This window comes from Sinobacterium caligoides, assembly GCF_003752585.1.
GTDB classification, from domain to species: Bacteria; Pseudomonadota; Gammaproteobacteria; order Pseudomonadales; family Sinobacteriaceae; genus Sinobacterium; species Sinobacterium caligoides.
In genome coordinates this window covers 537,473-560,931 of the sequence record NZ_RKHR01000005.1, presented here as the reverse complement: position 1 = coordinate 560,931, position 23,459 = coordinate 537,473, and the positions used below count along the sequence as shown (strand labels likewise).

Sequence of the window (23,459 nt, the reverse complement as noted above, 5' to 3'; positions counted from 1 at the left end):
AGATAACCCACCCAAAAGACTAACGGTAAAATAACGACTACTACGACTAAATTTACTATCAGAAATTTCACGCTACCTCCCGTAGCCATAACGCCTGGTTCAGGTGCGCCGAAGGCGTCACCTGGAACCACTTGTTATGCCAATTTTTAGATGAATGAAATATCTGCTACTTTGATCACGGAGCCAGAAACCCAGATATTGGTAATGTCGTCATCTTGAGTTTGCACGTAAGCTTCAATTTCACTAGGCCTACCCACGAAGCGACCCTGAGAAATAGTTATTGATTTATCTGGTATACAAAGTTTGTGCTTGTGTAAATATGCAGCAGTTGGGCCAGCAGCGCTTCCAGTTGCTATGTCTTCGACTGAGCCATCATTATCCCAAGTACGGCCTTCAAATTGATTAATGTCAAAGACATAAACAAACTTTGCGTGAAAACTTTCTAAAAGGCTTTCAAAGTTTGCAATAGAGATTTTTGCATTCTCTAATCCATTTGAAATAGGAACAATAAGGTATGGCAAGCCTGTAGTAATTACCTCGAGTGGGTGATTTGATAAGTTTCCTTTGTGTAGATTCAAAGCGTGCAACACTTTCTCTGTCTCATCGCTATTGAGTGTTTTTAGAAATTTGGGCCTACCTTGATCCATTGATGCTTTGAAATATTTTTCCGTTACCTCGGTTTTAACATGTACGGATTTTTTGTTTAGCTCTATATTCCAATCGTGACTATTCCTAGTTCCATGTTCATCGTGTAAGTGCGCTGCCAAGCCAATAATAGGATGGCCTGCAAAGTCTAACTCTTCCTCAACAGTGAAGATTCTAGCTCTAACAGATGAAGAATTAATTTTCTTTGAAATGAATATTGATTCGAACTGCCTCATTTCTTGGGTTAGTGAAAGCATTTCCTGAGCACTTAACCAGTCGTAATCATAGAAAATGGTAAGTCCATTACCTGAAAGTCGTTCTTTAGCAAATACATCTACAAGTTTGCATTTCATAATTTTTACTTCATTGTTTAAGGTTGGGAAGAGCATAACGCCCAAAGCAGCGGCGGCGAAGCCGTCCAGCCCGCAGGGCGATGCTGCCTTTGCTTGTTAAGGTGCTTACTAGCGGAAGAAAGGTAAACATAAAATAACCACTAGTGAACACATGCCAAATAATAATGTAACTACACCAACCCAAGACAAAGCCTTGGCTGCTTGAGAAGCATGACGCTTACTCAAGAATTTACTTGCAAATAGCCAAGTGCCTGCACCGAGATAAATTGTACTAAGTAACCGCGCCTCGGTACCGTAAAACGTGACAAATGTACCTAGCGGTGGACTCCCTCTACCAAGTAACGTGCAACTGGCTTGAATTAACGCATTGAGACCGTAGCCAAACAGAGCACTAGACAAAAGAAGGCCAAGCAGTACCATTTCTGCTTTTTCATATTTTGGCTTTGATTGTACACCGATTCTCATTATTGGTTTTGCACCTTAACGCCTTTAGCAGCGGCGAGCGCAGCGAGTCCAGACCATGGGTGTTTTTCCATGGGCGATGCTGGCTAAACTTGTTATGACTTTGCTGGCCATATTGCTGTTTCGTTGTCCGATTCAAATAGGTAGCTACACTGCATTTGTGAAAGACAGTTGTAATCAAACCAAAACATTATACCCAGACCATCATGAATTAAGCACTTGTGATCTGGAAGCTCTTCTGATGACCAATCTTCAAGCTTCGCGATTTCTCCAGTATGCTTAGCTATTAACCTTGATACCTCTTCTAGTTCTAACCCGAAGAGTTGCTTTTCAAATAATGAATAACCGGCCCCCATGACTGTTATTGTACCCAAACGAAAGTCATCATCATTATTAAAGGTAAATGTTAAGTTTCTAGGCGAATACCATAGCTCTCTATGCCAGTCTCCCGTGCCTTCTACATATTCGGATTCATCTACTCGGTCTGGCTTGCCTAAGAAAGAAATTACATCCTTCTCTGCCATGCCATATTTAATTTCGCCTATTCCAGTACCTGGTAATATCTTCATCATTTAGTGGTCATAACGCCACCAACAGCGGCTGAGCGTAGCGAAGTCCAGCCAGCTTTGCTGGCGACGCTGATTGGTCTTGTTATAGCTTGGCTTGGTGCACTGTTGCCGATTGTGAAGTAAGTCCATGCTAACTGCCGCTAAGCGTATTGTTAATTATTTGAGGGATACAGTACCGCACTTATGGTTGGATGGAAAGTTACAAGTGGCTGATAGCTGTAAGAATTTACGACGATTATGGTGGGGAGTGGGTGTTGGAGGAGAGACTGGTGTGAGTATGATTAGAGAGTGGAGCTTTTAGCGCTATAACAGCGTATTACACCGCAACCTGCGGTGTATCACAGTTGCGGTGTAATTCTGGGGTTAATTATTTTAGTTGTTCATAAAGTACATGATTAACATAAGCTTATCTACCCTCAATAAAAAGCCTCTCAGAATTACACCGCAACTTGCGCGTATATTAGAACTACACCGCAACATTTATGGTTATTAATATCAGTCAGTTACCCGTCGTCGGCTTATTTTGGGGCTAACTTCTAACGGATTGATGCTGTAGGTGAGGGGAGATTTAGGCGATTTAACATCGAAATTACGTTTGTTGGCTTGAACGGCCTTTTCGTTCGTTTTTTAATCACCTTTTGAAGTAATAGCTAGGGCTGCTTATCGTCAATCGCGATGCAGTGTTATTTTTTTTAACGTATTAATTTTTATTTAAAGGTCTTTTTTTACAAGGCCTTATAAAGGGGGGAGCTTCTCGCAATATACGCGCACGTTGCGCGTGTATCTTATTCAACGCGCCTATTTTTTTGTTAGTTGTTAGTTGTTAGCTTTTTAGTCATTTGTGTTGTGCATTTTACCGGCTACTGTTTTTATATACAGTATTGATCGAGAGGCGCTATGCGTTGTTCAAATGCAGTAACAGATGATATTCCGCCGGTGATACCACCGAACCCTCCGCGGTTGCTCGACCAGGTGCGTGCATTCATTCGGCAGCAAAATAAAAGTTGGTCAACAGAGCGTACTTACATCTATTGGATAAGACGCTTTATTCTTTTTCACCGTAAGCGTCATCCGAAGGAGATGGGCGCGCGTGAGGTTGAGCAGTTTCTCAGTTGGCTGAGTGTGCACCAGTATGCTTCACCGAGTACCCAGTCGACGGCGTTGAACGCCATCGTGTATTTGTATCGGCAATTTTATCAGCGCGAAATAGGTCAGCTGGCTTTCGAACAGGCGAAGCGCAAGGTTAAAATTCCTGTGGTGTTTTCTCATGCTGAGGCGTGCGGAGTGATTGATCGCTTGGCAGGGCAGAAGCGTCTTATGGCTGAGCTGATGTACAGCTCTGGTCTGCGGGTCTCTGAGTGTCTTCGCTTGCGGGTGAAGGATATTGACTTTGCTCAGCACCAAATCATCGTGCGACAAGGGAAAGGTGGTAAAGATCGCTCAACATTATTGGCTGACACGCTACGGGATAAGTTATCGGCGCAAATTTCACACGTCGAGGTATTGCACAAGAAAGACCTAGACGCCGGCTTTGGTATTGTTTATATGCCTTATGCGCTGGCGAAGAAGTGCCCGTCGAATGCTAGCAGCCTTCACTGGCAGTTCCTGTTCCCATCGGCCAATCTTGCTAAAGACCCTAGAGATGGGTGTTATAAGCGCCATCATCGTCACATCAGTTATATTCAAAAGGCGCTGAAACGTGCCCTTATTGAGGCAAACATCAGGAAGCAGGCTAGCTGCCATACCTTTAGGCACTCATTTGCAACGGGCCTGATGGAGCGAGGTTATGATATTCGAACCATTCAACAGCTATTGGGTCACAGTGACGTGGCAACAACGGAGATTTATACGCATGTACTGAATAGGGGAGGGCTTGGGGTGATTAGTCCAATGGATCTTTCGATTGTTTGAGCTTTGTTGTTGATTATGTTGTTGTTGATTATGTTGATGATGCATAGGGTTAGGAAAAAGCAGCTTGTTTATAGCTATATGCTTGAGCAGCTCTCTTAGCTTCTATGGGAGTGAGTAACGCTCTTTGGTGTGTTATCGGTAGAGTTTCTGCAACGCTTAATTCGATTCAAGCTAGTAAGTTATTACTAACAAAAGAACTAAGCGTGCAGATCGCGCTCATTTTAAGTTAACGCTCAACCAGGCGGTGAGCATAATGACACATTGTTAATCCTCTGGAGGCATCTTTAGTATGTCAATATCTGCGTGGATGAGGGGGAGTTGTAGTGTGTGAGTGATATTATCGTAGGCAGCATGATTGTAGCCTGCCCACCATAAAAAAGTATTGGTGAATTGCTTGGTTATTTGTATAGGGAATTTCCCTGTAATGTCGTCCTCACCCCGCCAAACACTCTCAGTCACGTAGTGGAAGCCACCTTTTGACATCGCTGGTACCTCGTGGAAGCCCAGTGGTCGCCAAAGAAAGCCTCGTTTTATCCAGTCACCAGGGGTCTTGTATCTATCGATGCTGAAATCCCACTCCTTATTGTAACCGTTGCCATAGGCTACTGTGGCCCAATCATACAGCGGCATGGTCTTTGCCGTTTTAGAGTCGTATTTAAACGTGCCGCCTAAGTCCCATTTAGGTTCATCACCAGCGCCACCGCCAGTCGCCTTTATTTCAAAGCTGTATCCGTCGGTTGTCGTAATGGATGTCACATTGTTGTGATTCTTTGGCCAGCTATTATAGAGTACTAACGGGGCGCGTGGGTAGCTTGTGTCTGGTATGGTATCGACTTCGACGGTCAGGTCTCTGACAAAATATCCGCGCTCTTGTTCATGATCTTTTTCCATTCTTGGATTGTCGACACTACCATAGGCTGCGACGTAAACTTTAGTGTCGCCCTCCTTTCGATACATTGCGACTGTGTAGTGGCTGGTTATGGTCGTGTCGGGTTCGGCATCTGGGTTTTTATAGGGCAGACTACTCGCTTTAGTAATTAGACATAATTTCTCATCAAATGCCTCATCAGGGCACTCGTAAGTCGGTATGTTTGAATGGTTTGATGCTTTTATTGTATTGGGTATGTAGGCAGAGTTTAATGTTTGAATAGCCTCTTTGACTTGCCCTAGCGCCGCGGATAGCTCGTTACCAGACATGCTGGATAGCTGCGTTTTTGTGATAGTGTCCGCTAACTTGATGTTCCCGCCTTTACCATCGACTTCAACCATTTGTTGTGTTTCTGGATCACCTAAAAAATACTGAGTCGGTTTCTTTTCTAGGGTCATCTGCGTGTCACCAAACAGATAGATTTGCGAGCTATTGTTGTTGGTGTGGTATCGCGGTTTATAAAGAACAATCTCTGCATTAACAGATATGGGCAGCGCGTCGAACACGACCGGCTCTGAGTATGGGTTGCTTTTTTCCAATACAATTAGCTTATCCTGCTTAAACGCCTCAGATAAGTACTGGTTTAGGCGCACTTCTTCGCCAGAGTAGCCTTCTAGATTGACATACACTAAGTCAGCAGCTGCAATACTGGCTTCGATTGTTTCTTGAGTTTCTTTAGCTGCTGATGCGGTAAAAATATTGAAGCGATAATCTTGAGAAAGACTTTGGCTTAGCGGGGTCTCTGTGGAGCTGAACTTAATGATTTTCTTTTCCGGGGTGAGCGACTCCATTGCCATGCTATTCGCTGAGATCACTAGGCTAGTAGCCATTGCCAACTTGGTTAGCTTGCTCTTGTTTTTCATGTAGTATCCTTCCGTAGTTAAAAAGTCAATTTTCATTAATGAAAAGTTCATGAACATAACGATGATCTGTGGGTGTTTCTTTCCCTGTTGTTGGTTTTAAATTGTATTGATATGTATTACTCCCATTTATTGATTGAATGTTGTCTTCTTTGTTTAAGGTGTTTTGTTTTTGTTAATAATTCTTAATTAATCTGTGGTGTGTCTTGGTTTCTTTTTTAAGGTTCGGTTTTTATGCCTGGTTATTAATTTTCTTTAATCCTTTACTCTGTTTAAAGAGGCGTTTTTCTATTTTTCGATCTGGAAGTGGTTGTGTTGTCCTCTGGTATAGCAGTTGTTTGTAGAAATCGTTTTCCTTGTAAAGAACTGTGTTTGCAGGTTTAGTGGTTTTAATAAAATAAATAAATACGATTTAATTTCTTTGTAAGCTTTGGTTGAGCATATCGTTGCCCTCGATTTTTGTGAAATCGGTTCTATGGATGCAATAGCTCGGAAAATCCGAAAGCTTGATGCAGGCACCACCTGCATGGTTAAGTTGTCATTACCTAATCTCATCTTCTTGAGGTCGTTATCGTGGTTCGGCGATAAGAGATATTAGGGCCAAGGATGATACCGCTAGCGCCAGCCAAGAGTGCAGGATAGGGGGGGAGTAACTCTCCTCCATAAGGCAACAAAGGCTAGCTGTTTTTTGTATTAACCTGATGAAATTTATTGGCTTTAATGTTGTGGAAGGTTTGTGCTGATTATCGTTTCAGTCACACAGGCATGAAACAGGGCTGCTCAGTTAGGCGTGTGCTTAGAGGGTGGGATGATATTATAGCTGGGTAGGGTAGTGGGAAAATATAGGGTCTCTAAAGAGCGTCATCTTCGCCGATTTAATAATTTCTTCTCGACTGTTGACGCGCGGGAGAGGTAGTACCGTAAGATTACCAATTGCTCATTATCACTCGTACGATATTTTATCGAAGACTAAAATAATAAGGTGAAGGTTTTAGTGAGACTATTCGTTATTCGTTATTCGTTATTCGTTATTCGTTATTCGTTATTAGTGTTAGGGCTACAACTAATCATCAAATAGGCTGATAAAGTCCGCTTCACAGATGCGCTTAACCGACGGGTGCATAATCATTCGTTCGGCAAAAATCACAAAATATTCTTCTGAAATCGTTTTCACTCGCTTCATCTCGTGTACTTGGTGTGTTTTTCTGAGTTCCTCAGCATAAATAGAGGGCGCAATAAACATCGATGTTTGATAAGCGGAAAACTCCTTGAGGAGGGCGGAATCATCAAACTCACCTAAGATATTAGGGGTAATACCTTGCTGATCAAACCACTGGTGTACTTTTCGGCCCATTGCAGAGCATCGGCTTGGGGCGAGTAGCTTATAGCGCTCTAAACAGGCAGGAAAGTCTGCATTATCAACAGGTTCTGAGCAAAAAAAGCTCATACTGGATTCGCCTAATTTTTTACTATATAGGCCTGGGCTTTGCGTCGAGTCGACGGGGCAATCAGATAGAATCATATCCAGTTTGTGTTGCGACAACTGCTCTAGCAACATTTCATGTGTTGATTCAAAGCAGCTGAAATGAATGCGTTGGTCGTCAGGCATCCCTTCTAACAACACCTGACTCACTAGCCGTTTCGACAAAGAATCGGCGATGCCAACTTCAAAAAGCTGGTTTTCACGTTGGGTGTAATTAATGCGGTCGAGCATTTGATAGCTAAGATCAAACATCTTATCGGCATACTTAAACACGATTTGGCCAAGCTCAGTGGGCTCTATTTGTCGACCGACACGTTTGGTTAGTTTACCTTTTAAGCGTTCTTCTAACGCGCGAATCTGCCCCGTTACTGTTTGTGGGGCCAGGAATAAAGCCTCTGCTGCTTTCGTTACAGAACCTTGTTTGCAGACCATCCAGAAATAATATAAATGATTATAATTTAAGTGAGACATAGTAACTAAACCAATGAAAAACTTAATTTCAAAGCTTACGCAGTCCTACAGGCATCTTCAATCATTATATTAGCTTGAGGTACTGTGTCGTGGTGGTTAGCACTTATGGTTTTTATACTGCCCATATAGAATGCTCGATACCTTTTTTATTGTGTTCAGTTTTTTATAGATCGACAATGACGATGGTTTCGCGCTTGTTTATAAGCACCAAGGAGGTCTTTTGACTTTTCTAGGTTGTTCGAAGGTGGTTAAGAAATCGAGGGCTAACACAGGTGCAGGAAGGAGAGAAAACTATGGGCGAGCGTCAGCAACCATTACAAAGCAGTAATCTATTAAACGCCATAGTCACGCTCTACTTTAGATATTCTCACTTTGAATGAGGAATACCATTTTTCATGGCCTAGTCTTTGGGCTTGCTGGTGATCAACATTGGCTTTCCATTGCTTAATTGATTCAATGTCTGACCAATATGAAACGGTTATCCCGACATCTTCACGAGCCGATTCCACGCCGATAAAGCCAGGTTGCCTTAAGGCTAGATCAACCATTCGATCTGCCATTGCTGCGTAACCATGATCACCTGCTGTTCGAAGCGAGGTAAAAATCACGGCGTAGTAAGGCGGGCTTGGTGTATCGGTTATGTAAGTCATTATTATCCTTTTAACGATTTGTTATGTGTTAGATGAGCCTATAGCCGTTGTTATTGATTGGATATCGAGGGCTGTAGAGTAAGTGCATGCTCACTGCGCCTAAGGCTCGCTGTTAATTATTTAGCTAACAATACCGCATGAGCCGAGTGATAGGAAGCGTGATAGGAGGCGTGAAAAATGACACAAAAAAGCGAGCTGTGTGCTCGCTATGATTTGGTGCTGCTGTAGGTTACCGTTTACAGATTAAGCTGTGCGGGCTTGTTTATTCAGCAGGTTTTGGTGGGTGATTTTCATGCCAGTGTTTGGCGATATCGATACGTCGTGTTACCCATACATCTTCATGCGACTGCACATAATCGAGGAATCGGCCGAGTGCGGCGGCGCGGCCTGGGCGGCCGACCAAACGGCAATGTAGACCAATGCTGAGCATTTTTGGCGCTGTTGCCCCCTCCGCATAAAGCACATCGAAGCTGTCCTTTAAGTAGCTGAAGAATTGGTCACCACTGTTAAAGCCTTGGTTGGCCGCAAAGCGCATATCGTTGCTGTCGAGTGTATAGGGCACAATTAAGTACGGTTTCTTATAGTCATACACCCAGTAGGGTAGGTCGTCGGCGTAGGAATCTGCGTCGTAGAGGAAGTCCCCCGCTTCGTAGACTAAATCACGTGTATTGGGGCTCGTACGCCCGGTGTACCAGCCCTGTGGGCGCTCGCCGGTCACTTTCTCGTGGCGGCGTATCGCCTCGTCAATTTGGCGTCGCTCTTCATCTTTGTCGACGTATTGATAGTTGATCCATTTAAAACCATGGCAGGCGATTTCCCAGCCGGCATCCTGCATCGCTTTGACCGCCTCGGGGTGCTTCTCGAGTGCGGTGGTCACGCCGAACACAGTGGCGGGCATATTTCGCTCGGTAAACATGCGGTGTAAGCGCCAAAACCCTGCGCGGCTACCATATTCATAAATAGATTCCATGCTCATATGACGCACGCCTTCCATCGCGGGAGCCCCGATAATCTCAGAGAGGAAGGACTCTGATGCCTGGTCGCCATGCAAGATGCAGTTCTCACCACCTTCTTCGTAGTTGATCACAAATTGAATGGCAACTCTTGCTTTGTTGGGCCAAGTATCTTTAGGGGTATGCTGGCCATAACCAACGAGGTCTCGGGGGTAGGTCATAGTGACTCCGCGCAGAAAGTTAAGAAGAATAAGTCTAGTCTAACACTTTGCTGACTATATGGTCAGCTTTTTTGGGCCTGCTACTCTAAGCGATTACCACCGGTTTATCAAACTTAACACCTTATAATTAAAGGCATTATGATGGTTAGATGGCTGAGCAAGAGGGGGCTCTAAAGGTAGCGGGGATGGGTTGGTTAAGGATAATGGAAGTTGTCGTTGATAACATCGGCTGGTGTACAGCGAGGCCTAGCCAGCCTGCGGGGATGCTACTGGCCTGGTTATAACAAGGCTTGGTGTGCCGGTGTTGTTCCTTGTTAAGTATTACTTTTTCTGTTTTGCTTTTAGTGTTTCTTGGCGCATCGTGTCGATTACAGTGCTTGGTAAGAAGGCTCTACGTCTTTAGAGAAAATGAGGTGATCATTTTGTTGCTCTTAAGGGTTAAGCATGAGGGCCACAGTCGGCTGTGGTTTAATATCTGGTGGATAATGTTTCCACCAGAATTACCCTGCTGATACTTAATGTTTTTCTCTTTTTTGGATTGACAAGCTATCTGCCAAACTTGAATGATTGCTGTGCGTAATGACTAACACCTTTATTGTATGGCTTCACTACCTAGTTGAGGGTTAATAAACTTACTGTACAAATCAGCAAGTTTTTTTGTTATTTCTTTCTTTTGTTTATGTACATCTGAGCGCTCGCCTGGATCAGATTCAAGTTCAAATAGGTGTAGTGGGTGTAGATCTTTTTTAGATATGAATAGCTTGTATATTTTCTCTTCGCTCTGATATAAAACCCCCGCAACTTTTCTTTTACTATCTAGATAGGCTATTTTTTCACTATTATCTATTTGTAATGGTTGCCCCAGGAAGCTTTTAGGTATTGCAATCTTTAAGTGATGTAATAGTGTTGGTGGTATGTCCATCAATGTGGCGAAGGAGTTGGTGTTCACTTTCATGTCGATATTATTGCTAGCCCATATAATAATAGGTACGTGAATTTCCTCCTGGTAGATGCTGTTATAGTGCCCCTGATAACCGTGTTCACCCATTGCGTCTCCGTGATCACCAAAAATCACGACTACAGCATTGTCAAGATAACCCTTCGCCCTCATAATAGAAAATATATTCTCCACGTACCCATCAAACTGAGAGGCAAAATTGTCGTGAGCATTTATCTGGGCTTCTAAAATATTTTTACCCCAAGTCGCCATCGAGAATAAGCTGTTAGGTGTAGGCTGATAGCGTTTATACTTTTGTCTGTGATCACCCAGAGGGTGTGATGACATCATTCTTAGGTAGAATAGTTGTGGGTGCTGCGATGAGGGGGGGTATGATGATAATGTGTCGATAATGAATCTGTCGTCATGCTTGTAATATTTTTCATTAAGATCAGCCCTTAAAAAGTTATAAGTAATTGGATTCAAGTATTGATCTAGCCGACCGTGATATAGGTCGCCTGTTCCGATGAAGTTGTTTGTATATCCATTCTCAGCCAATATAGTGAATATGTTTTTTGTATTTTCATTATATGAAAATCTAGAGGCTGTGACTGATGCTATGCCGCAAATAGTTTCGCTGCAATTAGACATGCTGTTTTCTATCTTTACTCCGCCCATTTCTGAGATCAAACTATCAATAAATGGAGTTGTTTTTCGTGTGTTGCCATAGGCGCTTAAGCGATCTGCACGCAATGCGTCCCCGTGTATGAGGATTATGTTTGGTTGGTTTTTTTCTTTTTGTAAAGCTATTCTATTTGGGGCGGCTGCCGCGGGGGCTTTTACTGTTATTGTAGCTTTTTGTTTTTCGTTGAAGAATTCAAATAAAGGCTCCCCTTGCAATGTTGAAGATATGTTTTCCTGTATCGAGTAAAGCGAATAATAAAACAAGAAGAGGAGTATTGGTATGATTGGTAGTATTCCAAAGTGACGTCTGAAGTCCGTTTGAAGGTTTAATAATTTACTGTAAATCTTGATCAGTAGCGCTATTGCGATCAGCAAAAATGCGAAGACATATACGGGGAATCTTTGCAGCTCTTTGCTGAGTACCGATACATTGTTTATTAGGAATGACCAGCTTATCGTATCGTTCCAATAGTTTATGGCGACAATGTTCCCGATGTAAAGTAGTAGCAATAATATCGATAAAGTGCTTATCGAAAAGACAAGAAGTTTGCGAGGTGTGCAATAAAGCAAGGTAATGTATGCAGAGCAGATTGCGATTGTGTGTATCAATATTGCGTTGATAGATAGTGGTGTGTATTTTGAATATAAAATCATTATCAGTAGTGCGGATAATGTATGTGCGAATATAAATAAATGTATTTTTAATTTCATTTTTTTGATTTGATGGTTTTGGAGGTTGGTTTTATAATATTTCTTTAATGGTTGGTGAAATTAATAGAAACAATAAATTTAAAGCCTATGGTGAAACAAATAGATTATATAGGTCAAGTGCGTTATCAAGACGGGCTACATCAACCTACCGTTGACATCGCCGGCTTACCGTACGAAGTGCAGCAGCTTTTCTGGTGCTGCCGCCAGGCCTTGTTATGATCGCTGGGTTTGGCGTAGTGTTGATGATTGTGGAGTAAGTTCATGATAATTGCCGCTAAGCTTTGTTGTTAACCGTCTGATAGATACAGTATCGTACTAACAGCACGAGGGGAAGTTGCAAGTGGTAATTGCTTAAAGAATTTATGACGATTAGGAAGGGGGCGTATGCCCGGTTTTATCGTATTTTGGCAACAAGGTGATGCTACTTAGCAGTTGATCAACAGCCCAAATATACAAGCCTAGGTGGTAAGCGTGTAGTTCATACAGTTCTTGCCGAAGTTATAGTCCAGCGATATTTGAGCTAATATCTATCTATATCCTGGGGTTAACTATGGGGGCTTAGTTATTTAGATGAACTGGGGTGATGCACCGTCATTTAGCCCCCTACACTATTTAGCGTTAAAATGGCGCTTCCCGAGCCATTTCGGCGATATGATGAGCTTGATCTCGTTATACTTGTCGGCAAAGAACAGTGTTCTCAGGGGTGATTCATCCTCTCAAGAGTATAGAGATCCCTGTGTTAGAATAACACTTAAGCCAACTGTTGTTCATCTCGTTAAAGGTGTTGTAATCTTGCCCGTCTGCTGGGTCCATGTAAGTGCCCGCTGGGCGTTGCATGACATAATGAAGGCCAGCAGCTTTCATAACTCCCACAATTCTTAGTAATCTTTCATTGGGCATTAATTGAGGGGGGGCAGTGTTTCTGATAGTAATATTTGATTGTGTACAAAGGGATTCGCAGCTGGGGTAAAGCCAAGACAATGCACTCGAGTATGAACCAGTTTCCATGTGGACGTCACCGTCAAGACCAAGTAGCCGCGCTGCGAACACCAGGTTATGCGGTAACGAATACCCAGCGTTACACAAGTTCATGCCGATCGGTTTGTTGCCGGTGGTGGCCCCAGAGGTGATTTGGTAAAGTGCTGATTCACAGCTAATGTTAGTGTCTAATACTTGGCCCACACACCTTGATTCAGGGAAGTTTGGGAGATTAGGGACACCCAGTTCCCCTGCAGCACAAAGCAAACTAGCTGCACCGCAAGAATTATCATAAAATTGTTTTCTTCGCATGATTAGTTCCTTCTAACATAGATGTTTGTATATACCCAGGTGCTTTCAAGGCGGCCTCGACAAGCGAGACGATTGAATTCGCTAACTAGGTAAAGGACTGTGAATGCTTTTTATTCTCTAAACTTCTCAAGGTTTTTTCTTACGTTTTATTAGTTTGATAGCGATTGAAACCACTAGTAGCACAAAGCCTATGGTAAAAGTGCCTGCGCCCAGTGGAAGGAAAAGACTTTCATGCAGCACGCCGTTGTCGTCGATGCGCTGGTAGAAAATCTCTTCAAAACAGATAAATAATACGCCCATGCCAACGAGCAATAAGCTAATGTATAAAGTGCCGCCAATTGATTTGTTGTTCATGCTTCCTTGCCTCTTGTTCGATTAACTTACAGCTAGGTCTTTATGCGTCAGATGCGTCCAATGCGTTTACAGAGTGCTGTTATCTCGTGGCGGAGCAGGTTCGTGATAGCGCGGGAAGAATCGGCATAGCGTTTGGTAGGTAGTCATATTAAGCTCCTTTATAGCGTTGCTGTTAACATGTCGTTAACAATTACGGTCTAAATCCTTGTAGTACTGACTCAAGAGTTAATATTGCAGTAAAAGATTAAAATGAACAGTTATCTTTTTTTAATTTATTATTATTATTTTTAATAAAACACTCTAATGTCACTGGTCGGGTTTGGCGGTTAGGCTACGTTTGTTGCCCAGAACCGCCTTGTGCGTAAGTAGGTCTACTTATAGTGCTGTGGTGATAAAAATGGGTATAAAACCTGTTAAAGCAATTCCAGTAAGCGTCACGTGAATGGTTTTATTTGTTAAGCCGTCGTTAGTTACAAGTGCCTGCTAGCGAGGGAGACTATAAGGCTGATTAAAGTTGTCGCGTCTTGTTCTTAGCTCATCGCCGAATGCGCCACTTTCTTCCATCGTATTGTGTATGCGGCTCAACCCATAAAGCACGCCGACAAGGCCGGCACCTTGCCAGCCACGCATTAAGCCATGAAGGCCACGGCGCTGAAGATCATTTTGTGCGAACCGGCCTGCTTGCCGGAGCAATTGTGTAATCGCGGTGCTCAGCCCTATGCTACTGACTAGCGCTTCACTTTGCTGTTGTACGCGAAGCTGCCCCTGTTGTTCCAGCTCTCTTGCACTGCGGTTCATCTGCGTTGCGGTAACTGCAGCAGTCAATAAACCGGTGAGAGAGGGGGCTCTCAGGTGACTATAGATTGCAGACGTGCCGGCACTGCGAACATCACTTTCTAGATCGGGATTGCGGACAAAATAATGCGCCCATTGAAAGCCTTGAACGCCTGTATTGTAAAGCGTTTCAGGTGACCGAAATAAGGCACCCATGCCATTGACTCTATTGGTGATCATTGAATTAGCACCCTCGGCAAGTGCGCCTCTATGCGATTCGTTTTGCTCTCTTAATCGATTGATATGGGGCTGGACTGCATTATGTTCTTGAATGGCTTGATTAAAAGATAATGACAGTTGATTGTACTGACGCTGAAAAAACCACTGTTGCTCTTGTGTTTCATTACACATAAATATCTCCCTTTAATGCATGCTCGTCGACGAATTTACTAATCATTGTTAGCAATATCATTTGTTAAGTTTTAATGAGTGCACTTTCTATCTGGCTTTAATTCGGGGGTAAATATTGCAGTAATGTTGTGGGATGAATAGTTATCTTTTTTTAATTTATTTTTTTATTTTGTTTTTATTTTTTTCTATAAGTAGAAACCGAGGGTTCTCGGTTTCTTTGCATGTGATCGATCGTTTTTTTACGCTTTCAGCCAAGCGACAGCTTCATCTTGGTTGTCGAAATATTTTGCCTCACCGGAGAGAAACCAGTTGCCCACCTTCATGGCCATCTCTTGCCAGTTTTTATTGCCGTAAAGGGCGATTTTGTCAAAGCTATTGCCGTGTTTTAGACCGAGCTTTAAATCATCCCAGGCTGCTCGTAGCTCCCACCCCTCGAGCTCAGTGCCGTCGAATAGCACTTTCACTTTTGTCTCTTTCACTTCGGCAAGGGCGGACTCGATCATAGGGGTAATAACGGCGTAATCTTCGTGTTTGAGTTTTCCCTGGGCTTTTAGGGAGAGGAAGAGCTCATCTTCGATGCGCTCAATGCCAATAGATAAACCGTGTTTTTCGATGCTCATGACGTTCTCCATCTGTGATGATAGCAGCGACGCTGACGTCTCTCTGGCGGTGTGTGGCCTACTGTCAGGCCGCTACAGGTAGCGCTAGAGTGGCTATATCAACGGCACAACAAAGTCAGGTACCTGTCTGCCAGGGTAAAGCACTCCTCAAAAAATAGCCGACGGCAAAAGCCTTCAGCATTGAGTGATGAGTGGGTACGAATATAGCCTCTATTTTGACTGCGTGCACATTCGGCGATTGCCGCCATGAAGAGACTTCGGCCCACGCCTTGCCCATCTGCTTCAATAGACACAAATAAGCCCGAAAGGTTCCAGCGATGTGGATTAAGCTACAGCTGATGATGTGTCCATTTGTACACTTGAGAAGAGCAGGCTGCTCTTCTATGTGGCTGCTATCAGTTGGCGGCTTGTGTTATTCTCGCGGCCTCATCTGTTTAAGCATTGATTCACTACCGGTAGGTTATTGCCATGCGTCTGGATAAACGACTCTGTCTCAGTACTACGCTCGACCGTGACACGGCAGCGGCGGCTATTGTGCAGTCTCGGGTCACGGTTGCGGGCGTCGTTGTGACTGAGCCACGTCAGCAGGTGCACGAGAGCCAGCAGGTCTGTCTTGATGGTGTCGCTGTTGTGTTACGTCGCGCTCGCTATTTTATGCTACATAAGGAGGCGGGTTCACAGTGCTCTAATGTCGATGGTGTCTACCCCTCGGTACTTAATTTACTTAACGATCCGCGGGCCTTTGAGTTGCATGTGGCGGGTCGGCTGGATGTCGATACCACCGGTTTGGTGCTGGTCACAGATGATGGGCGTTGGACGTTTAATCTCACTCGACCGGATAAGCAGTGTGCAAAAGTGTACCGGGTACAGCTCAGCCGTCCGTTGGCAGCAGATACCGCCAGTCGATTTGCTGCAGGGCTATCGTTACAGGGGGAGTCACAGCTAACGGCACCCGCTCAACTGCAGGTGCTCGGCTCACGCGAGGCGCTTTTGACTCTCACGGAGGGGCGTTTTCATCAAGTAAAGCGCATGTTTGCCGCGGTGGGTAATCGCGTGCAACAACTGCATCGACAGCAGATTGGTGACATTGTCTTGGATATTAAGCCGGGAGAATGGCGGCCACTAACGGCTGCAGAAATTGGTAACTTTGCGGGCGATAGTGATCTCGATACACAGCACGCCGTCGCAACAGAATGTTGTACACCATGCGTTGACGGCATACGGCCTCAAGCATCGACTAGCTAGGAATGAAACTATTATGAAAATAAAAGATGCGCCGGTCTATAAGCTCGCTGATATCGCAGCCGAGGCGCAAGCGCAAGTACAGGCGCAGTACCCACAGCTTGATCCGGTGATTGCGATCAGTCACCAACTCAGAGCCAGTGGTTTTGCCGCCGACACTTTGACGGTACAGTCGACGAGATATGACCAGCGCCTGCTCATCGTTTTGCACGATGCGCGCCCCAACGAGGTCGATTATGAGTTCTCTCGCCTCAGCGAAGAAGCGCCCTTTGCTTTTTCAGTATTGCCATTGGTAGCGCTAGACCTGCCACAATTTGTGCGTTGGATGACAGGTCCGTTGGCGCAGGGGTAATCGTATCTGTCTCTAACGAATTAACTATAACTCGGCGCGCTGCCTCGATTGACCGCCTCATTTCTCTTGTTCAATTCTTGCCATGATTTATTGCCGTTGTTACTTATTACCTTTAGGTATCGTAATTCGGTGCCTTTGGGTGTGCTCTCCTCCTCTTTTTTGATTTTGGTATCGTTTGGCGTCGTTCTCAGTATCCTTCTGTAACACACAAACTTGTTATGGAGAGCACTATGTCAATCGTTAAACGCCTATCAACCACGCTTATTTCTCGCATCGATAACCTTGTTGGTGATATTGAAAATCATGAAGCGTTAATTAAAGCTGCGATCGATGAGCAAAAGAAGAAAATTGCTGCGGCGAAAATTCAACTGCGCAAGATCAAGGTGAGCGAAACGCATACGGTCGAGCGTTTAGAGGCAGAAGCTGAGCGTACGTTAAAGTGGCAGCAGCGTGCGTTGAAAGAGGCTGAGCATGATGAATCGAAGGCATTGCTCTGCTTGCAGCGCAGGCAAAAGGGGCTCGAGCAGCAGGCGAAACTCCGTGAGATGGTTGCGGAATATCGAGTCACCCGTGAAAGGGTTGCGCAAGATGTTGCCCAGTGTGAGGGTGCGCTAAAAAGCCTGATGCAAAAACATGAGTTGATGCGCGCGAGACAAAGCAGTGTCGATGCCATGTCGGCCATCAACGAGACCGGTGGCGCCGACTTTGATCACTTGCAGGCGAGCTTTGATCGCTGGGAGATACGTTTAGCGCAGGGAGAGATGGGCGATAGAGAGCTCGATAGTATTGACCTGTTAGAGCAAGAGTATCGTGCTGATGAGAATGATCAGGTATTAAGGCTGCAGCTAGCTGAGTTGATTCAGGGCCAGCAAAGTCTGTCAGAATAGAGGAGAGGGGCTATGGATGCATTATCTCAAGCAGCAAACAGTAACGACAGTGATGCAACAGGCTGGTTAGAGCGGCTACCCGGCCTGTTGCGCGGCACTGGTGTGATGGCGATTCTATTGTCGCTGTATGTCTTCTTTGTCCGAGGCTGGGAGGGGAGTGACGACTTGACGCGCTTCCTGATGCTATTCGGGCATACGATTGCTTTAGCCGTCATTGGTTTGACGGCGGGTTCCCTGCTCAAGGAAGGTAAGGGCGCTCGGGCGCTGATGATGTTAGCGCTGGTATCCGTGGTCGCTAACTTCTCGATACTGGGCTCGTTTATCTATGCGGAATATGGCGGAGCGCTGCAGTCGAATTTCACGCCGTTTATGCGCTGGAGTCTCGACAGCCATTCGCTAACCTTGCTGCTGGCAGTACTCGTTCCTGTGGTGCTTAGTGTGGTGGTGCTGATTGGCTTTCGCGTGTTGGCGAGGGGGATGAGCAAGAGGATGAGCAGCCTGTTTCTGCTGAGTAATCTCGCATTGTTATTGCCGTGGCGTGATCCGTTGCTTGTTTCGGTGCTGGCTGTTGCCTTGGCGGCTTACACTTTGCTGCTGGTGATGGCGAGCCATCGTCAACACTTGGAGGCGAAAACAAAAGAGGGACGGTTATCGTTGCTGTTGCAGTTTGTGCCGCTAATGGTACTGTTAATCAGAAATATCTGGCTCTATGACGATGCCACTATCCTCTATGCCAGCCTTTGCATGGTGGCTTTTATTGGCTTGCGTCAGCTTGCGTTGATGATGGCATCAGCGACGCTGTTTTGTTCGCTGATTGATGCTGTCTCGGCACTGTTGAGTCTTATGATAGGCGCGCTCAGTGTTGGTCTTGTGGCGCGACTCGTTGCTGTCGATGCTGTGGTGCTGACGTTTTCTTCGATGATTTCTGCGGCGCTGCTCTATGAGTTGTCGACGCGGGCAAGGTCTTTGAGCCGGTGTTATAGAAACAGTGCGGTGATTGTCTTGGTGCTCGGTGTCGTGCTGAGTATGGTGTTTGAAGACTCGACGCTATCGAGCTTGATGAGTTTATTAATCGGCGCTGCGCTGCTTTACTTCAGCTGTATGACCAAGCATCGTATGATGTTGCTGGCCGCTTTGTGCCTTATCGCCGCGGGCTTTATCAGCCTAACATTCAATCTTTGGTGTGCTTTTGAGATGAATGCCTGGGTCGTTTCTGCCGTTGTCGGTGTTGTCGCTATTTTGGCTGGCTCGGTGCTGGAGTCAAAGGGCGCGCAGCTGAAGGCACAGTTGCTGCAGTATCAGACCAAGCTCAACCAGTGGGCGCCCTGAGGTGTCATCGCGCAGCTGATCGCTCAGGCTGCGCTGTTGTTATGTTTTGAGTTTACTTGATCATCGGTTTAAACAGGCCGTAATCCCAGCCCCGCATTGCCAGTAAGACGGTAACGCCGTCGCGCTGCTCTAGGGGGAGGCCGACATCTTCCTGATTGAGTTCTTCAAACTCCTTTGCCAGCCGCTTCATCTTTCTCTGAAATTCGTTATTAGAAGCCTTGGAAAGCATACCGTTGAGCACGACTAGCTGTTCGCCCTCGTTTTTAAAGCGCGTATCAAAGTATTCTTTGGCAATCTTGTCCTGGAAGAACTGTTGAATCGGTCCGTTTTCAAGCCAGCTAAAGTTGGGCGAGACTTTCAGCTTAATTTTGTTTTTGGGGAGCAGTTCAATAATATTTAAGCGGTCGAGATAGGCCAGTTTCTGAATGCATTCCATCTCATCAATATGATAAAAATCGATAATCTGGGGCATGGTCCAACGGCTGAGTACACAGACGGCAACCAGTAATAGCGTGACGTCTTTGCTGATCTCTTGCTCCTGTTCTTTGGTGAGCTGCTCTAGCTTAGAGGACTGCTCTTCCATCATTTTGACAAGGTCGGAGATCTCCATGCCGATCATCTGACAGACTTGATCGAGCCTAGCGAGAGAGAAGCTTTGCTCAGAGAACAGCCGTTTGACGCTGGTCTCGGTTAAGCCAAGTACGTGGGCGGCATCGGCATAGGTTTTGCCGTGTGCTTTCAATGCACGCTTGAGGGTTTGCACTAACGCGTTTGTTTGAGCCATAACGGAGTAACCAGCTACTTTAAATCAGTAAGATCGTTAAAGGTATTAAATAATAATACCTTTAGCTGTGATCTTGCAATGGCTGCTTGTCTCAGGGCGTGGCCTCGGCGTGTATCGATTGACGGCTGTTATTTTTTAAACTTTATTATCTTCGTGATAATAAAAACGACGATAATGATAAACCCGGTGACGAAGCTAGCCGTTCCCATGGGCAGGAAAATACTTTCGCGTATGGCACCGTTTTGATCAATGTGCCGATAGAAAATCTCCTCGAAGCTGATAAATAATACGCCAGCGGCGACGAGTAATAGGCCGATATATAACGAGCCAGTAATAAATTTATCATTCATGAATGCTAACCTCTGTCCTGTTTTTCTCGCCGATGGCGGGTTTTGTATGTAGACGCCTCTAATGTGGAGGCTGTGTTTTTATCGTGTTAGGCGAGTCCCATTAAAAATAAAATCGCAGGTGCCAATGTTGCGATTAACAGGGTGGTCATCAGAATGACGAGGCAGCAATCCAGTCCCAAAATATTATAAGCGTGGCTGCTAATAACGATCAGTAGCAGTGACGCGAGTAATATTGCCATGGCCCTTACCTCGGTAATGCGCCGGTAAAATAGTTGGTCGCTTTGTAACGGTGAATCTATTGAAACCTCGTAATCTCGAGTGTTTTTATACCGGCAGGCTGGGGCAGGCTACTATGAGGAAACAGGGATTCGATACCGTGCGTTACGCGGTATTCGCGCTTAACCTTGAATTTGCAGGCTTAAAGAGAACAAGGTGTCTGAATGGTAAGGTTTGAAAACAACGTAAATTCAAAAACGATTCGCTTAAACTGAGAAATAATCAAATTGAATCTCTTGATCAAGAGCGAGTTTTAAAAGAGAGGGTTATAAAAGGGGGGGTTAAAAAGAACGAGATTAAAAAGAGAGAGCTTAAAAAGAGAGAACATTAAAAAATGTCACGCCAGAGAGAAAGCTAGAGAGCGAAAGAGGGCGGCTCCAGTGGAGGCGTATCGTAGTAAGGGCAGCCCGCTGTAACGGGCTGTCTCAATGTTAATCGCAACAACTCTATTACTCTCATTGTGTGCAGCGATTAACAACTGGCCTGCTCGCCTGGCTCAGGCTGTGTAAGTGAGGCCTGCTGCCGGCGGAGCAGTCTCAGGGCGAGCATCAGTGCCGAGAGACCGAAGAGCAGCATGGTCAGCGATGAGCCGATAACTACGCCTTGGGCACCGAGGAGGGTGGCACCGAAGTGACAGAATAACCAGGTTGCCAGCGTCGAGCGTAGGACGTTGAAGCCGGTAGACCACAGCGGTCGGCCGCAGTTGTTGAAGACGGTATTAGCGAGAGCGAGAAAGCCGAGGCCGGAGGCTAGCGGTATCTGGTAGTAGCAGAAGGTCTCGATCATGATCGCGCTGTCGCCTGTGGCGCCGTAGAGCTTGATGAAGAGGGGGCACAGGGCTGCTAATAGCGCCCAGGTCAGCAGGGTGTAAGCGCTAATCAGCTGCATACCGGCACGGATAACCTGCCCGACACGATCAAAGCGCTTGGCACCAATATTTTGGCCGATTATGGGGCCGGCGGCACCGGAGAGGGAGAAGAACACGGCGAACAGTAGCGGTGAGAGACTGCCGACGAGGGTGCTACCCGCGACGGCCTCGCTGCCAAAGGGCGCTAGGTAAGTCATGACCACAATGCCGCCGACAGGGGTAGCGAGGTTGGTGACGAGGGCGGGGCCGGCAATGCGGAAAAAAGCCCGAAAGTGTTGCCGAATAAGGGCTAGGTTGACGACTTTGAGCAGTTGATGGCGGTGGCTGAGTATCCAGATGCCGAGTAGGAAACTGGTGACCCGTGCACCGACGGTCGCCCAGGCGGCGCCCTGCAGCCCAAGGTCGAGGCCAAAGATCAATAGGGGGTCGAGTATTAGGTTGATCAGTGAGGCAGTGAGCGAGAGCTTCATTGCCCAGGCGGGGTCAGCGGCACAGCGCAGGCCAGAACTATTGACCATACCGAGGGTGGCGAGTGGCATACTTGGCAGCACGATCGCCATGTACAGCAAGGCCTGATGTTTTGCGCCGCTGGAGGCGCCAAGTAGCGTCAGTAAGCTGTCTAAGTTGGGCCATAGTAGCAGCGCGACGCCGGCTGATAGTGCCATGGCGATGGCAAACACCACGGAGAAATATTCGGCGCCCTCTGCCTTGCCGCCGCGTCCGATCGCCTGCGAGACAAGCACGCCGGTGGAAACGGAGAAGCCGATGCCGAGTGCGCCGCAGATAAACAGTAGGCTACCGGCAAAGCCAACACCGGCCAAGATATCGACATCATCGAGCAGGCTAAGAAAAAACATGTCGACGATGGCGACACTAAACATACTGAGCATGCCGACCACCGATGAGGCGGTCATGATGATAAGCTGGCGGTTAATAGATCCTTCGGTAAAAGACCCGGTCATAATGACGTCCTCGCCTCAGTGGCAACGATAAAGAGTGATCGGTGTAATCGCGGTAATTTTTTCTGTTCAGATAGCTCAAGGCCTAGGCTACTCGTTAGAGTAACCCAGGCCTTGATTGATCTTAGCTAAGAGTGGGGTTAGCGCAGCCTCTACAGGGCGCTGGCACCGGCTCTTGGCTTGTGACCATCGCTGAGATGTTCAATGCTCTCACCGGTTAACGAGTGACCGGCGATGGTGTAGGCGCGACCAAAGTCTTTCACATAGCGACCGCCCAGAGGCGTCAACTTGAACAGATTGAAATCGGTCATCTTGCTCAGGTTGTGAATACGCTCACCCTGCTTGTCGAATAGTGCTTGGATACCAGCGTCATAAGCCTCACCTGACTCGAATGGGATGTGCTCGGCGCTGACTTGGTAGTTGACGCGAACACGGGCAAAGATGGTTTGTGATTCAGATTCATCCTGCACAACCAGCACAGCGGCCTTCGGATCGTTCCTCAGGTTAACACCGTGTATGGCGATATCGCTCAGCAGCACATAAAAGCAGTCATCGCCGATCGCAAAGGGCGCGTAGGAGGCGTAGGGGTGGCCGTCCTGATCAAGCGTTGAGAGATGCAGCGTACGACGTGTTTGTAGAAAGTCCAGTAGCTCGTCGGCTAACCTGACTTCCATGGCCTTGTTCTTCATGCGTGCTCTCCTGTTGTGTGCTGATTTTTTAAGGCAAGAAACTGTTCTTTTTGGTCGCTGTGTAGCACGCCGTCGGCGTCACGCCCTAAGAATATTTTAAACAGACATTCGTCGTCGCTGCTCTCAAAGACAAACGCGTGGCTCTCTTGGCCACGATGTGCTTTTGATTGAAAGCGAATACGCGCCACTTTGTCCAGGTTAAGGTGGCCCTCAAAGCCATTTTCACCTTTTAGGTTGTAGAAACCGTGGGCAAGCTCCCCCTTGGGGAAGACGCCCTTAAATTCGAAAACGCAGCCACCGTGTAAAATAATGGTGGTGGTATTGCCCCACTGGCTGACAGTCTCCAGTAGTTGCTGGGCGAGTTCGCCCGGCATAGATGTGGATTGTTCTGACACTCAAGCTACCTTTTGGTGAGGTTAGCCAGGCCAAAAGGTAG

At 46.1% G+C, this 23,459-nt stretch carries 26 protein-coding genes and 1 pseudogene; 6 read left to right on the top strand and 21 right to left on the bottom strand.

Features of this window, described 5'->3' with window-relative positions; all coding sequences use genetic code 11:
- Positions 1–146: 146 nt before the first annotated feature.
- The 4 genes from EDC56_RS14850 to EDC56_RS19980 all read right to left on the bottom strand — a co-directional run bounded on the left by EDC56_RS14850 (position 147) and on the right by EDC56_RS19980 (position 2,158).
- Entirely contained in the window at positions 147–998 is an 852-nt protein-coding gene (locus EDC56_RS14850; protein ID WP_123713330.1) for a PhzF family phenazine biosynthesis protein, read from the bottom strand.
- A gap of 108 nt (positions 999–1,106) precedes the next feature.
- Entirely contained in the window at positions 1,107–1,463 is a 357-nt protein-coding gene (locus EDC56_RS14845) for a hypothetical protein (RefSeq protein ID WP_123713329.1), read from the bottom strand.
- Positions 1,464–1,555: 92 nt separating this feature from the next.
- On the bottom strand, positions 1,556–2,032 hold the full coding sequence (locus EDC56_RS14840; protein ID WP_123713328.1) for a hypothetical protein: 477 nt from the start codon (positions 2,030–2,032) through the stop codon (positions 1,556–1,558).
- The gene (locus EDC56_RS19980; RefSeq protein ID WP_281273373.1) at positions 2,033–2,158 is read right to left on the bottom strand and encodes a hypothetical protein; all 126 of its coding nucleotides are present in this window, start codon (positions 2,156–2,158) and stop codon (positions 2,033–2,035) included.
- 768 nt (positions 2,159–2,926) lie between these two features.
- On the opposite strand from EDC56_RS19980, the gene EDC56_RS14835 reads away from it, so the two are divergent.
- Positions 2,927–3,940, top strand: a complete 1,014-nt coding sequence (locus tag EDC56_RS14835) for an integron integrase (protein WP_123713327.1) — start codon at positions 2,927–2,929, stop codon at positions 3,938–3,940.
- Positions 3,941–4,204: 264 nt separating this feature from the next.
- Here the strand turns inward: EDC56_RS14835 and EDC56_RS14830 are convergent, their stop codons facing one another.
- The 4 genes from EDC56_RS14830 to puuE form a co-directional block, all read right to left on the bottom strand.
- Positions 4,205–5,731 carry a hypothetical protein gene (locus tag EDC56_RS14830; protein WP_148059427.1) on the bottom strand — a complete coding sequence of 509 codons (1,527 nt, stop codon included), beginning with the start codon at positions 5,729–5,731 and terminating at the stop codon, positions 4,205–4,207.
- 1,060 nt (positions 5,732–6,791) lie between these two features.
- Positions 6,792–7,682 carry a transcriptional activator NhaR gene (gene nhaR, locus EDC56_RS14825; RefSeq protein ID WP_123713325.1) on the bottom strand — a complete coding sequence of 297 codons (891 nt, stop codon included), beginning with the start codon at positions 7,680–7,682 and terminating at the stop codon, positions 6,792–6,794.
- 332 nt (positions 7,683–8,014) lie between these two features.
- Complete coding sequence (locus tag EDC56_RS14820; RefSeq protein WP_123713324.1) at positions 8,015–8,332, bottom strand: antibiotic biosynthesis monooxygenase family protein; 318 nt, start codon at positions 8,330–8,332, stop codon at positions 8,015–8,017.
- Between the two features lie 262 nt (positions 8,333–8,594).
- On the bottom strand, positions 8,595–9,506 hold the full coding sequence (gene puuE, locus EDC56_RS14815) for an allantoinase PuuE (protein ID WP_123713323.1): 912 nt from the start codon (positions 9,504–9,506) through the stop codon (positions 8,595–8,597).
- A gap of 149 nt (positions 9,507–9,655) precedes the next feature.
- Here puuE and EDC56_RS19975 point away from each other — a divergent pair, with 149 nt between their 5' ends.
- Entirely contained in the window at positions 9,656–9,790 is a 135-nt protein-coding gene (locus EDC56_RS19975; protein WP_281273372.1) for a hypothetical protein, read from the top strand.
- Between the two features lie 308 nt (positions 9,791–10,098).
- On the opposite strand, the gene EDC56_RS14810 is transcribed toward EDC56_RS19975, so the two are convergent.
- From EDC56_RS14810 to EDC56_RS20125, 7 genes and pseudogenes are all read right to left on the bottom strand, one after another.
- Positions 10,099–11,637 (bottom strand): sulfatase family protein, encoded by a 1,539-nt coding sequence (locus EDC56_RS14810; protein ID WP_211333717.1) that lies wholly within the window; start codon positions 11,635–11,637, stop codon positions 10,099–10,101.
- Positions 11,638–11,978: 341 nt separating this feature from the next.
- Positions 11,979–12,101 (bottom strand): hypothetical protein, encoded by a 123-nt coding sequence (locus tag EDC56_RS19970; protein ID WP_281273371.1) that lies wholly within the window; start codon positions 12,099–12,101, stop codon positions 11,979–11,981.
- A 445-nt stretch (positions 12,102–12,546) separates the two neighbouring features.
- Positions 12,547–13,128: a T3SS effector IpaJ family cysteine protease gene (locus EDC56_RS20155; protein WP_484385936.1), complete on the bottom strand. Its 582-nt coding sequence runs from the start codon at positions 13,126–13,128 to the stop codon at positions 12,547–12,549.
- Between the two features lie 126 nt (positions 13,129–13,254).
- Entirely contained in the window at positions 13,255–13,482 is a 228-nt protein-coding gene (locus EDC56_RS14800) for a DUF3955 domain-containing protein (protein ID WP_123713320.1), read from the bottom strand.
- Between the two features lie 483 nt (positions 13,483–13,965).
- A complete protein-coding gene (locus EDC56_RS14795; RefSeq protein WP_123713319.1) occupies positions 13,966–14,667 on the bottom strand; it encodes a hypothetical protein in 702 nt (233 codons plus the stop codon).
- Positions 14,668–14,906: 239 nt separating this feature from the next.
- Positions 14,907–15,287: a SpoIIAA family protein gene (locus EDC56_RS14790; RefSeq protein ID WP_123713370.1), complete on the bottom strand. Its 381-nt coding sequence runs from the start codon at positions 15,285–15,287 to the stop codon at positions 14,907–14,909.
- A 98-nt stretch (positions 15,288–15,385) separates the two neighbouring features.
- Positions 15,386–15,586, bottom strand: a pseudogene (locus tag EDC56_RS20125) (hypothetical protein); the annotation flags it as partial.
- Positions 15,587–15,755: 169 nt separating this feature from the next.
- Between EDC56_RS20125 and EDC56_RS14780 the strand changes: the two are divergent.
- From EDC56_RS14780 to EDC56_RS14765, 4 genes are all read left to right on the top strand, one after another.
- Positions 15,756–16,532 carry a pseudouridine synthase gene (locus EDC56_RS14780; RefSeq protein WP_123713317.1) on the top strand — a complete coding sequence of 259 codons (777 nt, stop codon included), beginning with the start codon at positions 15,756–15,758 and terminating at the stop codon, positions 16,530–16,532.
- A gap of 13 nt (positions 16,533–16,545) precedes the next feature.
- Positions 16,546–16,881 (top strand): hypothetical protein, encoded by a 336-nt coding sequence (locus EDC56_RS14775; protein WP_123713316.1) that lies wholly within the window; start codon positions 16,546–16,548, stop codon positions 16,879–16,881.
- 230 nt (positions 16,882–17,111) lie between these two features.
- Complete coding sequence (locus EDC56_RS14770) at positions 17,112–17,768, top strand: PspA/IM30 family protein (protein WP_162844203.1); 657 nt, start codon at positions 17,112–17,114, stop codon at positions 17,766–17,768.
- Positions 17,769–17,780: 12 nt separating this feature from the next.
- Positions 17,781–19,097, top strand: coding sequence for a hypothetical protein (locus EDC56_RS14765; protein WP_123713314.1), 1,317 nt, complete (start codon positions 17,781–17,783; stop codon positions 19,095–19,097).
- 52 nt (positions 19,098–19,149) lie between these two features.
- Here the strand turns inward: EDC56_RS14765 and EDC56_RS14760 are convergent, their stop codons facing one another.
- From EDC56_RS14760 to hutX, 6 genes are all read right to left on the bottom strand, one after another.
- Entirely contained in the window at positions 19,150–19,881 is a 732-nt protein-coding gene (locus tag EDC56_RS14760; protein WP_123713313.1) for a helix-turn-helix domain-containing protein, read from the bottom strand.
- Between the two features lie 128 nt (positions 19,882–20,009).
- Positions 20,010–20,231 (bottom strand): DUF3955 domain-containing protein, encoded by a 222-nt coding sequence (locus tag EDC56_RS14755; protein WP_123713312.1) that lies wholly within the window; start codon positions 20,229–20,231, stop codon positions 20,010–20,012.
- An 86-nt stretch (positions 20,232–20,317) separates the two neighbouring features.
- The gene (locus tag EDC56_RS19640) at positions 20,318–20,470 is read right to left on the bottom strand and encodes a hypothetical protein (protein ID WP_162844202.1); all 153 of its coding nucleotides are present in this window, start codon (positions 20,468–20,470) and stop codon (positions 20,318–20,320) included.
- A 508-nt stretch (positions 20,471–20,978) separates the two neighbouring features.
- Positions 20,979–22,337, bottom strand: a complete 1,359-nt coding sequence (locus tag EDC56_RS14750; protein WP_123713311.1) for an MATE family efflux transporter — start codon at positions 22,335–22,337, stop codon at positions 20,979–20,981.
- A gap of 149 nt (positions 22,338–22,486) precedes the next feature.
- Positions 22,487–23,023 carry a HugZ family pyridoxamine 5'-phosphate oxidase gene (locus EDC56_RS14745; protein ID WP_123713310.1) on the bottom strand — a complete coding sequence of 179 codons (537 nt, stop codon included), beginning with the start codon at positions 23,021–23,023 and terminating at the stop codon, positions 22,487–22,489.
- A complete protein-coding gene (hutX, locus tag EDC56_RS14740) occupies positions 23,020–23,418 on the bottom strand; it encodes a heme utilization cystosolic carrier protein HutX (RefSeq protein WP_245980709.1) in 399 nt (132 codons plus the stop codon). Before hutX ends, EDC56_RS14745 begins: the two co-directional genes overlap by 4 nt.
- Positions 23,419–23,459: the final 41 nt, after the last annotated feature.

Bases quoted from the DNA above. Each gene is read 5' to 3' on its own strand.
- EDC56_RS14850 (WP_123713330.1), bottom strand. From the start codon at position 998: ATGAAATGCAAACTTGTAGATGTATTTGCTAAAGAACGACTTTCAGGT.
- EDC56_RS14845 (WP_123713329.1), bottom strand. From the start codon at position 1,463: ATGAGAATCGGTGTACAATCAAAGCCAAAATATGAAAAAGCAGAAATG.
- EDC56_RS14840 (WP_123713328.1), bottom strand. From the start codon at position 2,032: ATGATGAAGATATTACCAGGTACTGGAATAGGCGAAATTAAATATGGC.
- EDC56_RS19980 (WP_281273373.1), bottom strand. From the start codon at position 2,158: ATGGACTTACTTCACAATCGGCAACAGTGCACCAAGCCAAGCTATAAC.
- EDC56_RS14835 (WP_123713327.1), top strand. From the start codon at position 2,927: ATGCGTTGTTCAAATGCAGTAACAGATGATATTCCGCCGGTGATACCA.
- EDC56_RS14830 (WP_148059427.1), bottom strand. From the start codon at position 5,731: ATGAAAAACAAGAGCAAGCTAACCAAGTTGGCAATGGCTACTAGCCTA.
- nhaR (WP_123713325.1), bottom strand. From the start codon at position 7,682: ATGTCTCACTTAAATTATAATCATTTATATTATTTCTGGATGGTCTGC.
- EDC56_RS14820 (WP_123713324.1), bottom strand. From the start codon at position 8,332: ATGACTTACATAACCGATACACCAAGCCCGCCTTACTACGCCGTGATT.
- puuE (WP_123713323.1), bottom strand. From the start codon at position 9,506: ATGACCTACCCCCGAGACCTCGTTGGTTATGGCCAGCATACCCCTAAA.
- EDC56_RS19975 (WP_281273372.1), top strand. From the start codon at position 9,656: ATGGCTGAGCAAGAGGGGGCTCTAAAGGTAGCGGGGATGGGTTGGTTA.
- EDC56_RS19970 (WP_281273371.1), bottom strand. From the start codon at position 12,101: ATGAACTTACTCCACAATCATCAACACTACGCCAAACCCAGCGATCAT.
- EDC56_RS20155 (WP_484385936.1), bottom strand. From the start codon at position 13,128: ATGCGAAGAAAACAATTTTATGATAATTCTTGCGGTGCAGCTAGTTTG.
- EDC56_RS14800 (WP_123713320.1), bottom strand. From the start codon at position 13,482: ATGAACAACAAATCAATTGGCGGCACTTTATACATTAGCTTATTGCTC.
- EDC56_RS14795 (WP_123713319.1), bottom strand. From the start codon at position 14,667: ATGTGTAATGAAACACAAGAGCAACAGTGGTTTTTTCAGCGTCAGTAC.
- EDC56_RS14790 (WP_123713370.1), bottom strand. From the start codon at position 15,287: ATGAGCATCGAAAAACACGGTTTATCTATTGGCATTGAGCGCATCGAA.
- EDC56_RS14780 (WP_123713317.1), top strand. From the start codon at position 15,756: ATGCGTCTGGATAAACGACTCTGTCTCAGTACTACGCTCGACCGTGAC.
- EDC56_RS14775 (WP_123713316.1), top strand. From the start codon at position 16,546: ATGAAAATAAAAGATGCGCCGGTCTATAAGCTCGCTGATATCGCAGCC.
- EDC56_RS14770 (WP_162844203.1), top strand. From the start codon at position 17,112: ATGTCAATCGTTAAACGCCTATCAACCACGCTTATTTCTCGCATCGAT.
- EDC56_RS14765 (WP_123713314.1), top strand. From the start codon at position 17,781: ATGGATGCATTATCTCAAGCAGCAAACAGTAACGACAGTGATGCAACA.
- EDC56_RS14760 (WP_123713313.1), bottom strand. From the start codon at position 19,881: ATGGCTCAAACAAACGCGTTAGTGCAAACCCTCAAGCGTGCATTGAAA.
- EDC56_RS14755 (WP_123713312.1), bottom strand. From the start codon at position 20,231: ATGAATGATAAATTTATTACTGGCTCGTTATATATCGGCCTATTACTC.
- EDC56_RS19640 (WP_162844202.1), bottom strand. From the start codon at position 20,470: ATGGCAATATTACTCGCGTCACTGCTACTGATCGTTATTAGCAGCCAC.
- EDC56_RS14750 (WP_123713311.1), bottom strand. From the start codon at position 22,337: ATGACCGGGTCTTTTACCGAAGGATCTATTAACCGCCAGCTTATCATC.
- EDC56_RS14745 (WP_123713310.1), bottom strand. From the start codon at position 23,023: ATGAAGAACAAGGCCATGGAAGTCAGGTTAGCCGACGAGCTACTGGAC.